This is a genomic window from Mycobacterium sp. IDUB_28, from assembly GCF_055419285.1.
Genome location: NZ_JBVAXK010000015.1, coordinates 16,591 through 29,066, shown reverse-complemented (window position 1 = coordinate 29,066; position 12,476 = coordinate 16,591). Strand labels below are relative to the sequence as shown.

At 69.1% G+C, this 12,476-nt stretch carries 9 protein-coding genes; 5 read left to right on the top strand and 4 right to left on the bottom strand.

All coding sequences use genetic code 11. The features are described 5' to 3' along the window. The first annotated feature begins 69 nt into the window (after positions 1-69). Both ACZYZ9_RS24000 and ACZYZ9_RS23995 read left to right on the top strand, forming a co-directional pair. The gene (locus ACZYZ9_RS24000; RefSeq protein ID WP_463828678.1) at positions 70-1,434 is read left to right on the top strand and encodes a 3-oxoacyl-ACP reductase; all 1,365 of its coding nucleotides are present in this window, start codon (positions 70-72) and stop codon (positions 1,432-1,434) included. A 5-nt stretch (positions 1,435-1,439) separates the two neighbouring features. After that, on the top strand, positions 1,440-2,282 hold the full coding sequence (locus ACZYZ9_RS23995; protein ID WP_463828677.1) for a MaoC/PaaZ C-terminal domain-containing protein: 843 nt from the start codon (positions 1,440-1,442) through the stop codon (positions 2,280-2,282). 7 nt (positions 2,283-2,289) lie between these two features. Here the strand turns inward: ACZYZ9_RS23995 and ACZYZ9_RS23990 are convergent, their stop codons facing one another. Genes ACZYZ9_RS23990 through ACZYZ9_RS23980 form a run of 3 tightly spaced genes read right to left on the bottom strand, consistent with a single transcriptional unit; the run spans position 2,290 to position 5,394 of the window. After that, positions 2,290-3,570: a chloride channel protein gene (locus tag ACZYZ9_RS23990; protein ID WP_463828676.1), complete on the bottom strand. Its 1,281-nt coding sequence runs from the start codon at positions 3,568-3,570 to the stop codon at positions 2,290-2,292. Next, positions 3,551-4,165, bottom strand: a complete 615-nt coding sequence (locus ACZYZ9_RS23985; protein ID WP_463828675.1) for a TetR/AcrR family transcriptional regulator — start codon at positions 4,163-4,165, stop codon at positions 3,551-3,553. Before ACZYZ9_RS23985 ends, ACZYZ9_RS23990 begins: the two co-directional genes overlap by 20 nt. Before the next feature lie 41 nt (positions 4,166-4,206). Beyond that, entirely contained in the window at positions 4,207-5,394 is a 1,188-nt protein-coding gene (locus ACZYZ9_RS23980) for a glycoside hydrolase family 3 N-terminal domain-containing protein (RefSeq protein WP_463828674.1), read from the bottom strand. Positions 5,395-5,492: 98 nt separating this feature from the next. On the opposite strand from ACZYZ9_RS23980, the gene ACZYZ9_RS23975 reads away from it, so the two are divergent. Genes ACZYZ9_RS23975 through ACZYZ9_RS23965 form a run of 3 tightly spaced genes read left to right on the top strand, consistent with a single transcriptional unit; the run spans position 5,493 to position 11,250 of the window. Continuing rightward, positions 5,493-5,666 (top strand): DUF2613 domain-containing protein, encoded by a 174-nt coding sequence (locus tag ACZYZ9_RS23975; protein ID WP_463828673.1) that lies wholly within the window; start codon positions 5,493-5,495, stop codon positions 5,664-5,666. Beyond that, complete coding sequence (locus ACZYZ9_RS23970; RefSeq protein WP_463828711.1) at positions 5,617-9,807, top strand: DUF3367 domain-containing protein; 4,191 nt, start codon at positions 5,617-5,619, stop codon at positions 9,805-9,807. The genes ACZYZ9_RS23975 and ACZYZ9_RS23970 overlap by 50 nt, the downstream gene beginning before the upstream one ends. Positions 9,808-9,846: 39 nt before the next feature. Further along, positions 9,847-11,250, top strand: coding sequence for a lipase maturation factor family protein (locus ACZYZ9_RS23965; protein WP_463828672.1), 1,404 nt, complete (start codon positions 9,847-9,849; stop codon positions 11,248-11,250). Here ACZYZ9_RS23965 and ACZYZ9_RS23960 read toward each other — a convergent pair. Continuing rightward, the gene (locus ACZYZ9_RS23960) at positions 11,217-12,389 is read right to left on the bottom strand and encodes an NAD-dependent formate dehydrogenase (protein ID WP_463828671.1); all 1,173 of its coding nucleotides are present in this window, start codon (positions 12,387-12,389) and stop codon (positions 11,217-11,219) included. The two genes, ACZYZ9_RS23965 and ACZYZ9_RS23960, sit on opposite strands and share 34 nt — an antisense overlap. Between the last annotated feature and the right edge of the window lie 87 nt (positions 12,390-12,476).

Below are 12,476 nucleotides of genomic sequence, written 5' to 3'. Positions count from 1 at the left end.
CTCAGCAGGCAATACTACTCACTGTTCTTACTCGGAAGTAAGTTCGTCCCTGACACGGAAGGCAACCCAGTGGCCACCAAGCGTTCGCCGGACCTGTTCTCCCAGGTCGTCAACTCCGGACCCGGATCGTTCCTGGCCAAGCAGCTCGGCGTCCCGCAGCCCGAGCCGCTGCGCCGCTACAGTCCGGGTGACCCGCCGCTGGCCGGACCGCTGCTGATCGGCGGTGCGGGCCGGGTGGTCGAGCCGCTGCGGGCGGCGCTGGACGGCGACTACGATCTGCTCGGCAACAATCTGGGCGGTCGCTGGGCGGACAAGTTCGCCGGCCTGGCGTTCGACGCCACGGGCATCACCAAACCGGCCGACCTCAAGGCGCTGCACGAGTTCTTCACGCCGTTGCTGCGCAATCTCGAACCGAACGCACGCGTGCTGGTGATCGGCACCACGCCGGAGGCCGCGAGCAGCACCGACGAACGCATCGCGCAACGCGCGCTGGAGGGGTTCACCCGGTCGCTGGGTAAGGAGGTCCGCAACGGGGCCACCGTGAACCTGGCGTACCTGGCGCCGGACGCCAAGCCGGCGGCCACCGGGCTGGAATCCACCGCCCGGTTCATCCTGTCGGCCAAGTCCGCCTACGTCGGCGGCCAGGTCTTCTACGTCGGAGCCGAGGATGCCACGCCGCCGGCCGACTGGGACAAGCCGCTGGACGGCAAGGTCGCCGTGGTGACCGGGGCCGCGCGCGGCATCGGTCGCACGATCGCCGAGGTGTTCGCCCGCGACGGTGCCCGCGTCGTCGCGATCGACGTCGAATCCGCCGAGGAGGCCCTGGCCGAAACCGCCAACAACGTCGGCGGCACCCCGCTGTGGCTGGACGTAACCGCGGAGGACGCCGTCGACAAGATCACCGAACACCTGCGCGATCACCACGGTGGCCACGCCGACATCCTGGTCAACAACGCCGGGATCACCCGCGACAAGTTGTTGGCCAACATGGACGACGGGCGTTGGGACTCCGTCCAGGCGGTCAATCTGCTTGCCCCGCAACGGCTTACCGAAGGCCTGATCGACGGCGGCACGATCGGTGCGGGCGGCCGGGTAGTCGGCCTGTCGTCGATGGCCGGGATCGCCGGCAACCGCGGTCAGACCAATTACGCCACCACCAAGGCCGGCATGATCGGCCTCACCCAGGCGCTGGCACCGGTGCTCGCCGAGAAGGACATCACGATCAACGCCGTGGCACCGGGCTTCATCGAAACCCAGATGACGGCGGCCATCCCGCTGGCCACCCGCGAGGTGGGTCGCCGGTTGAACGCGTTGCTGCAGGGCGGTCAGCCCGTCGACGTGGCGGAGACCATCGCCTACTTCGCCAACCCCGCGTCGAATGCGGTGACCGGCAACGTGATTCGCGTCTGCGGCCAAGCCATGATCGGGGCTTGATCCAGATGAGTCAACCAAGCGGTCTGACGAACATGCTGCGCGCGGTGGCCGGGGCGCTGCCGGTGGTGCCCCGCTCGGACAAGCTGCCCGACCGCACCGTGACGGTCGAGGAGTTGTCGATCGACCAGTCCAATGTGGCGGCCTACGCCGCGGTCACCGGGTTGCGGTACGGCAACAACGTGCCCCTGACCTACCCCTTCGCGCTGACCTTCCCGTCGATCATGTCGCTGGTGAGCGGGTTCGACTTCCCGTTCTCCGCAATGGGATCGGTGCACACCGAGAACGAGATCACCCAGTACCGGCCGATCGCGGTGACCGACACGGTGAGCGTGCAGGTCCACGCCGAGAACCTGCGGGAGCACCGCAAGGGATTGCTGGTCGACCTGTTGACGGACGTCCACGTCGGCAACGAACTGGCCTGGCACCAGGTGACCACCTTCCTGCACCAGCAGCGCACCAGCCTGTCCGACGAACCCAAACCGCCGCCGCAGAAGCAGCCCAAGCTGCCCCCGGCGTCGACGGTGTTGCGGATTTCGCCCAGCCAGATCCGGCGCTACGCGGTGGTCAGCGGTGACCTCAATCCGATCCACACCAGCGGCCTCGCCGCCAAACTGTTCGGTTTCCCGACCTCCATCGCGCACGGAATGTTCAGTGCAGCAGCGGTTTTAGCGAACATCGAGAACAAAGTGCCGGATGCGGTGCGGTATTCGGTGCGCTTCGGCAAACCGATCCTGCTACCGGCCAGCGTGGGGTTGTACGTCGAGGAAGCTGAGGGCGGCTGGGAGTTGTCCCTGCGCAACCTGTCCAAGGGCTACCCGCACCTGACCGGGTCGCTGAGGCCGCTCTAGCCCGGGTTCACCCCGCACGCTGGTCGCGGTGCGGCAGTCGGCGTCCGAGCACGAATGTCTTGAGCGCGTGGGCGCCGACGGCGGTCACCGCGAAGGCCAACAGCATCCGGATCGGCGGGTGCGCCAGTTCCCAGACGAACAGCGCCGCCCACACCGGTGAGCCCTGGGTGACCGCCAGCACGCCGGCGGCCCCGCAGAGCGAATTGACCGGGCCGTGCCAGTGCGTCCCGAACACCGCATTCAGCGTCAGCACCAACACCGTACCCGCCGCCGCCCCGGTGGCCAGGGACGGCGTGAGCAGGCCGCCGGCACCTCCGGCCCGCAGAAACAGCGCTGTCAGAAGCGGTTTCAACACCAGGAGCACCGCCGCCGACGCCAGCGTCAGCCCGCTGGCCAGGCTGATCGACAGGATGCTCCTGCCGTTGCCGGGCAGCTGCGGCCACCAGTGGGAGCAGATTCCGGTGAGCAGTCCGGCGGCGGCGAGTCCCGGGATCAGCAGCCACGACCGGATGAGGGTGGCCGGCCGCGCCGCAGCGATGATTGTGTTGAAGACCCATCCCACCGCGAAAGCCACCGGCACCAATGCCAGCGCATGCGCACTGAGGAGATAATTCGATTCGGCGCGTGGCCAATCCAGCTCGGGACGGTTGTGGGTGAGCAGCGAGCCGACCGCCACAGCAAGCGCGGAGGTGAGTAACGCCGCGCCCATCGCCCGTAACCGCCAGGTGTTCAGCATGATGCGCAGGGTGAAGAGCGCCCCGGACAGCGGCACCGCATAGACCGCACCGAGCCCCGCCCCGGACGCACACGCCAGCAGGATCTCGCGGTCGCCCGGCGACAACCTTCGCAGCCACCCGGTGCCCAAATCGCTCAACACAGCGGCGAATTGGCGCGGCGCGCCCTCCCGGCCCAGCGAGGCACCCGAGCCGACCAGCACGATCTGCAGCACCGCGTCGACGCTCCAGGTAAGACGTGGGATTCGCTCGTGGCGGGCGATGGTCCCGGCCAGCGGTGGCACCCCGGCGCGCCGGCGCAGCAGCCACCACCCCAGGCCGGCCAACCCCGCGCCCATCATCGGCGCGAGTGCCCGACGCACCGCGCTGCTGCCAGTGATGCCGTCCAGCAGCGAACCGAAAGTGTAGTGATACGTGAGGTGTTCGACCGACCGCAGCACCACCGTCGTCGCCAACCCGGCCAGGCCGGCCAGCAGCCCGACGATGACGACGGCACAGAAGAAGTCGAGGTCGCGTCGGGGTGCGAACCCAGACCTAGCTGGTGCCGGCGTCACGATCGGCCGGGGCGCCGCGCAGCCCCGCCCAAAACAGATCGATCATCATCTGGGCCGCGGTGTCGACATCGGTGTCGCCGGTGCTCAGCCGGTTGGCGATCGCCTCCCCCGCACCCACCAAAGCCACTGCCATGATGTCGATTTCGGTATCCGTGGCAGGGCTGCGGGTGCCGGCGCGGACCAACCCCGCCACCAGTTCGATGATCTGCTCACGGCCCTCGCGTACCGTGTGCGCGAACGCCTGCGAGCTGGTGGCCTGGGTGTACATCACGATCCACGACGCGCGGTTCTCGTCGATGTATCTGAGGAACGAACTGATGGTGTTGCGCAGCAGGTCTTTTGGACTCTGGGTGAAATCCACGTCAGCGCGCAACGCGCCGATGAACCGGTTCATCTCACGGTTCAGGCACGCGCCGAACAAATCCTCTTTGGAGCCGTAGTACAGGTACAGCATCGGTTTGGAGATCTGCGCCTCGGCGGCGATGGCATCCATGGACGTCTCGTGATAGCCGTTGACCGAGAACATCTGGACGGCAGCGTCCAGCATCTGCTGTTCGCGCACGGCACGGGGCAACCGTTTGGTACCACCTGCCATTGCGCTGCGCCTCTCTGACCAGTCCGGGTATTTTAGACCGGCTAACGGCCACAGCCTGGTTTGACGCCTTTCATCGTGGCCACGCGCACCAGGGATGCGTTGACCGACTCCATGGACAGCTCCTTGGCGTTCACCGCCTGCTCGAGGCGGTCCAAGACCGCAGGCACCTCTTTGGTGGTGATCCACAGCGCGACGTCGGTGCCGGCTTGCAGCGTCTTCAGCACCGCCTCGGGCACGGGGAACCGGTCGGAGATCGCGGCCATGCTGGACAGGTCGTCGCTGAAGACCGGGCCGTCGAAGGCCGGGCCGCCGTAGCCGGTGCCGCTGCGCAACAGGTCCAGCGCGGGCTTGCTCAGGCTGGCCGGATCGGTGCCGGTCAGACCCGGAACCTGCATGTGACCGACCATCACCGCGACCGGCGACTTGGCCAGCAACGTCTGGTAGGGCACCAGGTCATTGCCGACCAGCTCCTGCAGGGGCGGGGTGCTGACCCCGCCGGTGTGCGAATCGCCGGAGCCATGCCCGTGACCGGGGAAGTGCTTGAGCACCGGCAGCAGCCCCGCGTCCCGCAGACCCTGCGCGTACTGACCGGCCCACTCGGTGACCTTGGCCGGGTCCGGGCCGAACGAGCGGTCCCCGATCACCGTGTCGTCCGGGGCATCGGTGACGTCGACCACCGGCGCGAAATCGATGGTGAAACCCAGCTCTTTCATCTTGCGGCCACGCTCGAACACCAGATCGTGAACCTGCTGCGGGGTCAGGGTCTGACCCATCTCTTTGGCCGTGGGACCCCGGCCGCCCAGCAGCGTGCGCAACCGGGAGACCCGACCGCCCTCCTCGTCGACGCCGACCGCCAGCGGCAACGGTGTCGCGACGGCGGCGATCTCGGCCAGCGGGCCGGGCAGCATGGTCAGGTCGGTGTCGCTGTCGATGATGATGCCGCCGACGTGGAATTCGGTGACCACCGCCTTGGCGTCGGCGGCGTCTTTCACCCCGACCATCAGCAGCTGGGCCAACTTGTCACGCAGGTTGGGTATCGCTGCGGGCACATCCTTGGGATCGGCACACACCCGGGGTCCGGACGCGGCGGCCGGTGTCGTCGAGCTGGTCGGGGCGGTGCTGCCGGGCGTGGCAGTGGTCGAGGAGGACCCGCTCTTGGTGCCGCCGTGACAGGCCGCGACCAGCGTGGATACCGCAACCAGAACGAACAGAGCGCGCGGAAAAGCCATCCGGACATGCTGTCACGAGGCATTTCACTGCGCGGGTGCGGGTGCGACCGCTGCCCGGAGCCCCGGGCTGGGACCGCCGTTCTGCTAGGTTGGCCGCTATGAACCGGATCATCGTGCCGGCCGCGGCCAGCGTGGTAGTTGGTCTGCTGCTCGGCGCGGCCGCGATCTTCGGAATCACCCTGATGGTCCAGCAGGACACGAAACCGCCACTGCCCGGGGGCGATCCGTCGTCGTCGGTGCTCAACCGGGTCGAGTACGGTAACCGCAGCTAGCCAGGCAGCGCCCCAGTCGCGTCGCTGGCTGCTGCTCGTCGGGGCCGTCTCGCTGGTTTTGACCTTCGCGCAGTCCCCCGGGCAGGTCTCGCCCGACACCAAGCTGGACCTCACCGCCAACCCGCTGCGGTTCCTGGCCCGCGCCACCAACCTCTGGAACAGCGAACTGCCGTTCGGCCAGTCCCAGAACCAGGCGTACGGCTATCTGTTCCCGCACGGCAGTTTCTTCCTGGCCGGTCACCTACTGGGGCTCCCCGGCTGGGTCACCCAGCGGTTGTGGTGGGCGCTGTTACTGACCGTCGGGTTCTGGGGGCTGCTGCGGGTCGCCGAAGCGCTGGGTATCGGCAGCCCGTCGTCGCGGGTGCTGGGCGCGGTCGCGTTCGCCCTGTCACCGCGGGTGCTGACCACGGTCGGGTCCATCTCGTCGGAAACGTTGCCGATGATGCTGGCGCCGTGGGTGTTGTTGCCGACGATCCGGGCAGTGCAGGGCACGTCGGCCCGTTCGGTGCGGGTGCTGGCCGGGCAGGCCGCGCTGGCGGTGGCGCTGATGGGCGCGGTGAACGCGATCGCGACGGCCGCAGGTTGTCTGCCGGCGGTGATCTGGCTGGCGTGTCACCGTCCGAACAAGCGGTGGCTGCGGTACGTGGGGTGGTTGGTGCCGGCTGTGCTGGTCGCGGCGCTGTGGTGGGTGGTGGCGCTGAGTCAGCTGCGCGACGTCAGTCCGCCGTTCCTGGATTTCATCGAATCCTCCGGGGTGACCACCCAATGGTCCGCGCTGGTGGAGTTGCTGCGCGGCACCGACAGCTGGACGCCGTTCGTGGCGCCCACCGCGACGGCGGGCGCTCCCCTGGTCACCGGCTCGGTCGCGATCCTGGGCACCTGCCTGGTCGCGGCGGCGGGCCTGGCCGGGCTGGCCGCCCCGGCGATGCCGGCGCGGGGCCGGCTGGTGACCATGCTGCTGGTCGGGGTGGTGTTGCTGGCGATCGGCTACAGCGGCGGGCTGGGTTCTCCGATCGCCCATCAGGTGCAGGCGTTCCTGGATGCCGGCGGTACGCCACTGCGCAACGTGCACAAAGTCGGGCCGGTGGTGCGGATCCCGCTGGTACTGGGTTTCGCCCAGCTCCTGGGCCGGATCCCGCTGCCCGGCAGCGCGCCGAGGTCGGTGTGGCTCGGCGCCTTCGCGCACCCCGAGCGCGACCGCCGAGTCGCCGTCGGCATCGTGGCGCTGATCGCGCTGCTGGTCAGCGGTTCGCTGGCGTGGAGCGGCCGGCTGACCCCGCCGGGCACGTTCAGCGCGATTCCGGACTACTGGCACCGGGCCGCCGACTGGCTCACCGAACACCGCAGCGGCCGGGTGCTGGTGGTGCCGGGCGCGCCGTTCGCCACCCAGGTGTGGGGCACCAGCCACGACGAGCCGCTGCAGGTGCTGGGCTCCAGCGCCTGGGGGGTGCGCGACTCGATCCCGCTGACACCGCCGCAGACCATCCGTGCGCTGGACTCGGTGCAGCGCCTCTTCGCCGCCGGGCGGCCCTCCGCCGGACTGGCCGATACCCTTGCCCGACAGGGTATTTCGCATGTGGTGGTGCGCAACGACCTGGACCCGGAATCGTCGCGGTCGGCGCGGCCGATCCTGGTGCACCGCGCGATCGCGGGGTCGGCGGGTTTGACCGAGGTGGCCGAATTCGGCGAACCCGTCGGCCCCGGCACGCTGGCCGGGTTCGTCAACGACAGCGGGCTGCGCCCGCGCTATCCGGCGGTGCAGATCTACCGGGTCGATGCGGCGGGTTCGACTGCGCCGTACTTCGCCGACACCGACCGGCTGGCGCGGGTCGACGGCGGTCCCGAGGTATTGCTGCGCCTCGACGAGCGGCGCCGTCTGTTGAACCAGCCCCCGCTGGGGCCGGTGTTGATGACGGCCGACGCACGCGCGGCGGGACTGCCGACGCCGCTGGTCACCGTCACCGACACCCCGCTGGCCCGCGAAACCGACTACGGCCGTGTCGATCTGCATTCATCAGCCATCCGCGCGCCCGGCGATGCCCGGCACACCTACAACCGGGTGCCCGACTACCCGGTGCCCGGCGCCGAGACGGTCTACGGCGGCTGGACCGGCGGCCGCGTCACCGCGTCGAGTTCATCCTCGGATGCCACCGCCCTGCCCGATGTGGCGACGGCCACCTCACCGGCTGCCGCGATCGACACCGACCCGGCCACCGCGTGGGTGTCCAACGCACTGCAGGCGGCTGTCGGGCAGTGGCTGCGGGTCGATTTCGACCACCCGGTGACCAACGCCGTGCTCACCCTGACGCCCAGCGCCACGGCCGTCGGAGCCCAGATCCGCCGCATCCTGGTCGAAACCGCCAACGGCAGCACCACATTGCGGTTCGACGAGGACGGGAAGCCGCTGGCCGCCGCCCTGCCGTACGGCGAGACGCCGTGGGTGCGCATCACCGCGGCGGCCACCGACGACGGCTCGCCGGGCGTGCAATTCGGCATCACCGAGTTGTCCATCACCCAGTACGACGCCTCCGGATTCGCCCATCCGGTGCCGCTGCGGCACACGGTGTCGGTGCCCGGGCCGCCGCCGGATGCGGCGGTGGCGCGCTGGGACCTGGGTGCCGAGCTGTTGGGCAGACCGGGCTGCGCCGCCGCGCCGGACGTGGTGCGCTGCGCCGCGTCCATGGCCCTGACCCCGGAGGAGCCGGTCACCCTCAGCCGCACCCTGACCGTGCCGCGCCCGGTGTCGGTGACACCGACGGTGTGGGTGCGCCCACGGCAGGGTCCCAAGCTGGCCGACCTGATCGCCGAACCCGGCGCCACGCGGGCGCGCGGTGACGCCGACCTGGTCGAGATCCTCGGCTCGGCCTACGCGGCCACCGACGGCGACCCGGCGACCGCGTGGACGGCACCGCAGCGGGTGGTGCAGTACAAGACCCCGCCGACGCTGACGCTGACGCTGCCGCACCCGACCGAGGTGACCGGCCTGCGGCTGATCCCGAGCCGGTCGGTGCTGCCGGCGCATCCGACCATAGTGGCCGTAGACCTGGGTGACGGGCCGCAGGTGCGGACGTTGTCCGGTGCAGACCTGTCGCTGCATCCCACCGTGACCGACACGGTCACGGTGAGCCTGCTGGACTGGCAGGACATCATCGACCGCAACGCACTGGGCTTCGATCAGCTCAAGCCGCCGGGGTTGGCGGAGATCGTCGCGCTCGGCGCCGACGGTCAACCCGTCGCGCCCGCCAAACCGGACCGCGCCCGCGAGATCGTCGTCGACTGCGAGCACGGACCCGTGATCGCGGTCGCCGGCCGGTTCGTCCACACCTCGATCCGGACCAGCGCGGGAGCCCTGCTGGACGGCGAGCCGGTGGCGGCGCAACCCTGTGACACCGAGCCCATCGCGCTGCCGGCAGGGCAGCAGGAACTGTTGATCAGCCCGGGGGCGGCATTCGTCGTCGACGGCACCCAGTTGGCTGCCACACCGGAATTACCCAGTGCTGCAGTAACTTCCGCCGTCACCGGGACGTGGGGACCGGCTCGGCGGGAGGTGCGGGCGGCCCCGTCGGGCACCTCGCGGGTGCTGGTGATCCCGGAGAGCATCAACCCCGGCTGGGTCGCACGCACCAGCACCGGGGCGCGTCTGACGCCGATCGCGGTGAACGGGTGGCAGCAGGGCTGGTTGGTACCCCCCGGGGATCCCGGCACCATCACGCTGACCTTCGCGGCCAACACGGTGTACCGCGCCGGCCTGGCCGTAGGGCTGGCCCTGCTGCCGTTGCTGGCAGTGCTGGCGTTCTGGCGCCGCCGCGCCGGTCGCGACGACGATCCCGCTGCGCCGCCGTGGGCACCCGGCCCCTGGGCTGCGGTGCCCGTGCTCGCGGCCGGGGGGCTGATATCGGGTGTGGCCGGCGTAGCGGTGTTCGGCGCGGCGCTGGGTCTGCGGTATGCGCTGCGGGGCCGGTTACTGGTGACACTCGGTGCGGGCGGGCTGATCGCGGCCGGGGCGGCGTTGTCGCGGCATCCGTGGCGCTCGGTGCACGGCTACGCCGGACACTCCGCGAGTGTGCAACTGCTGGCGCTGATTTCGCTCGCAGCGGTGGCCGCATCGGTGGTGGTACTGCGATCCGGTGGTGCGGAGTAGTTGGCGGCCGGCAGTTCGGCTGGTTGACTGGACACCGCCATGGAATGGTTTTCGGCACCCGGATACTGGCTGGGCACCGCGGTGCTGCAGCGGGGGGTGGCGCTGATCTATGTCATCGCGTTCGTCGCCGCCGCGCGGCAGTTCCGACCGCTCATCGGCGCGGATGGGATGCTCCCGGTGCCTGGATACCTGGCCCGGCGGCCATTCTGGCAGGCGCCCAGCATCTTTCAGTTCCGGTATTCGGACCGGCTGTTCACCGGAGTGTGCCGGCTGGGCGCGGTACTGGCGGCGGCCGTGGTCTGCGGACTGACGCGGGTGGTGCCGCTGTGGGCCGGGATGCTGACCTGGCTGCTGCTGTGGGTGCTGTACCTGTCGATCGTCAACGTCGGCCAGGTCTGGTACGGATTCGGTTGGGAATCACTGCTTTTGGAGGCCGGTTTCCTGATGGTGTTTCTCGGCGGCGAACTGATGGCGCCGCCGCTGCTGACCCTGCTGCTGGTGCGCTGGCTGCTGTTCCGGGTCGAGTTCGGCGCCGGTTTGATCAAGCTGCGCGGCGACTCCTGCTGGCGGGATCTCACCTGCCTGTACTACCACCACGAGACCCAGCCGATGCCCGGACCGTTGAGCTGGTTATTCCACCACCTGCCCAAGCCGCTACATCGAATCGAAGTGGCCGGCAACCACTTTGCCCAACTGGTGGTGCCGTTCGGGTTGTTCGCACCGCAACCGGTGGCCGGCATCGCCGCGGCGACCATCATCGGCACCCAACTGTGGTTGGTGCTGTCCGGTAACTTCGCCTGGCTCAACTGGCTGACGATATTCCTGGCGTTCAGCGCGGTCGAGGTGTCCGCGGTGTCGTCCACGCCGCGACCGCCGGGGTGGTTCGTGGTCGTGGTGGTCGCGTTCGCGGCGGTGATGGTGTGTCTGAGCTACTGGCCGGCGCGCAACATGTTGTCACCCCGGCAGCGAATGAACGTGTCCTTCAATATGTTTCACCTGGGCAACACCTACGGCGCGTTCGGCAGCATCTGCCGCACCCGTCGGGAGGTGGTGATCGAAGGCACCCGGGAGCCGGACGTCACCGGCCAGACCGTCTGGCAGGAGTACGAATTCAAGGGCAAACCCACCGGATTGCGCCGGCTGCCACGCCAGTTCGCGCCGTATCATCTGCGACTGGACTGGCTGATGTGGTTCGCGGCGATATCGCCGGGTTATGCGCTGGCCTGGATGACGCCGTTCCTACACCGGCTGCTACGTAACGATGCCGCGACGCTGCGGTTGTTGCGGCACAATCCTTTTCCGGATGCACCGCCCCGGTATGTGCGGGCGCTGCTCTACGAGTACCGCTTCACCACGCCCGCCGAGTTGCGCCGGGAGCACGCGTGGTGGCATCGGTCCCTGATCGGCAGTTACGTGCCGCCGACGTCACTGCCGGACTTCTGATACGAGAGTGCCCCGGTGCCGGCCAGTTTCCCGCCCTCGACGATCAGGTAGTCGGGACGGATCGGCCTGCCGTCGAACCAGCACTCGAGGATCTCCCGGGTGCCCGCGGCATAGCGCGCCTGCGCCGACAGGGTGGTGCCGGAAACGTGCGGCGTCATCGCATTGTTCGGCATGGTGCGCCAGGGGTGGTCGGCCGGCGGCGGCTGCGGGAACCAGACGTCGCCGGCGTAACCCGCCAGCTGGCCGCTTTCCAAGGCCGCCACAATCGCTTCGGGCACCGTTTCTTCGGCGCGCGCGGTGTTGACGATGTAAGAGCCGCGCCGCATCGAGGACAGCAACTGCTCGTCGAACATCGCGCGGGTGTCCGCGTACAGCGGCGAGTGCACCGACACCACGTCGACCGCTTTGACCAGCGACTGCACGTCGGGATGGAAGGTGAGGTTGAGCTCGGTCTCCACTTCGGCCGGCAGCCGGCGGGTGTCGGTGTAGTGCAGGTTGACGTCGAACGGGGCCAGCCGGCGCAACACGGCCCGCCCGATCCGGCCGGCGGCGATGACGCCGACGTCCATGCCCTCCAGGTCATAGGCGCGCTGGACACAATCGGCGATGTTCCAGCCGCCGTCGGCGGCCCAGCGGTGCGACGGCACGAAGTTGCGTACCAACGCCAGGATCTGCATGACGGCGTGCTCGGCGACGCTGATGCTGTTGCTGTAGGTCACCTCGGCGACGGTGATGCCGCGCTCCTGGGCCAGGTCGAGGTCGACGTGGTCCGAACCGATGCCGGCGGTCAATGCCAGCTTCAGCTCGGGCGCCTTGGCGATCCGTTCCGCGGTCAGGTATGCGGGCCAAAATGGTTGGGAGATAACGATATCGGCGTCGGCCAGTTCACGTTCGAACTCGGGGCCGTCCTTGTCCGACGTCACCACCAGCTGGTGTCCGCCCGATTCGAAGAACTCGCGCAGACCCAGCGCGCCCGAGACGCAGCCGAGCAATGCGCCCGGGGTGAAGTCGATTTTCGACGGCGTGGGCACGGTGCTGCCGCCGGGGTAGCTGTGGATCTTGGGAATGCTGTCGCGGGCGTAGGCCGGCGGGTAGCCGTCGACCGGGTCGGGGTACAGCACCATCACACACTTGGCCATCGGACTCTCCTCGCTTGCGTTTGAACTGATTTCAGTCTCGCGGTGCGGTGCAGCGCGTGTCCAAGACGTGGTTCCGAACAACCGATA

Bases quoted from the DNA above. Each gene is read 5' to 3' on its own strand.
- ACZYZ9_RS23995 (WP_463828677.1), top strand. From the start codon at position 1,440: ATGAGTCAACCAAGCGGTCTGACGAACATGCTGCGCGCGGTGGCCGGG.
- ACZYZ9_RS23985 (WP_463828675.1), bottom strand. From the start codon at position 4,165: ATGGCAGGTGGTACCAAACGGTTGCCCCGTGCCGTGCGCGAACAGCAG.
- ACZYZ9_RS23980 (WP_463828674.1), bottom strand. From the start codon at position 5,394: ATGGCTTTTCCGCGCGCTCTGTTCGTTCTGGTTGCGGTATCCACGCTG.
- ACZYZ9_RS23975 (WP_463828673.1), top strand. From the start codon at position 5,493: ATGAACCGGATCATCGTGCCGGCCGCGGCCAGCGTGGTAGTTGGTCTG.
- ACZYZ9_RS23965 (WP_463828672.1), top strand. From the start codon at position 9,847: ATGGAATGGTTTTCGGCACCCGGATACTGGCTGGGCACCGCGGTGCTG.
- ACZYZ9_RS23960 (WP_463828671.1), bottom strand. From the start codon at position 12,389: ATGGCCAAGTGTGTGATGGTGCTGTACCCCGACCCGGTCGACGGCTAC.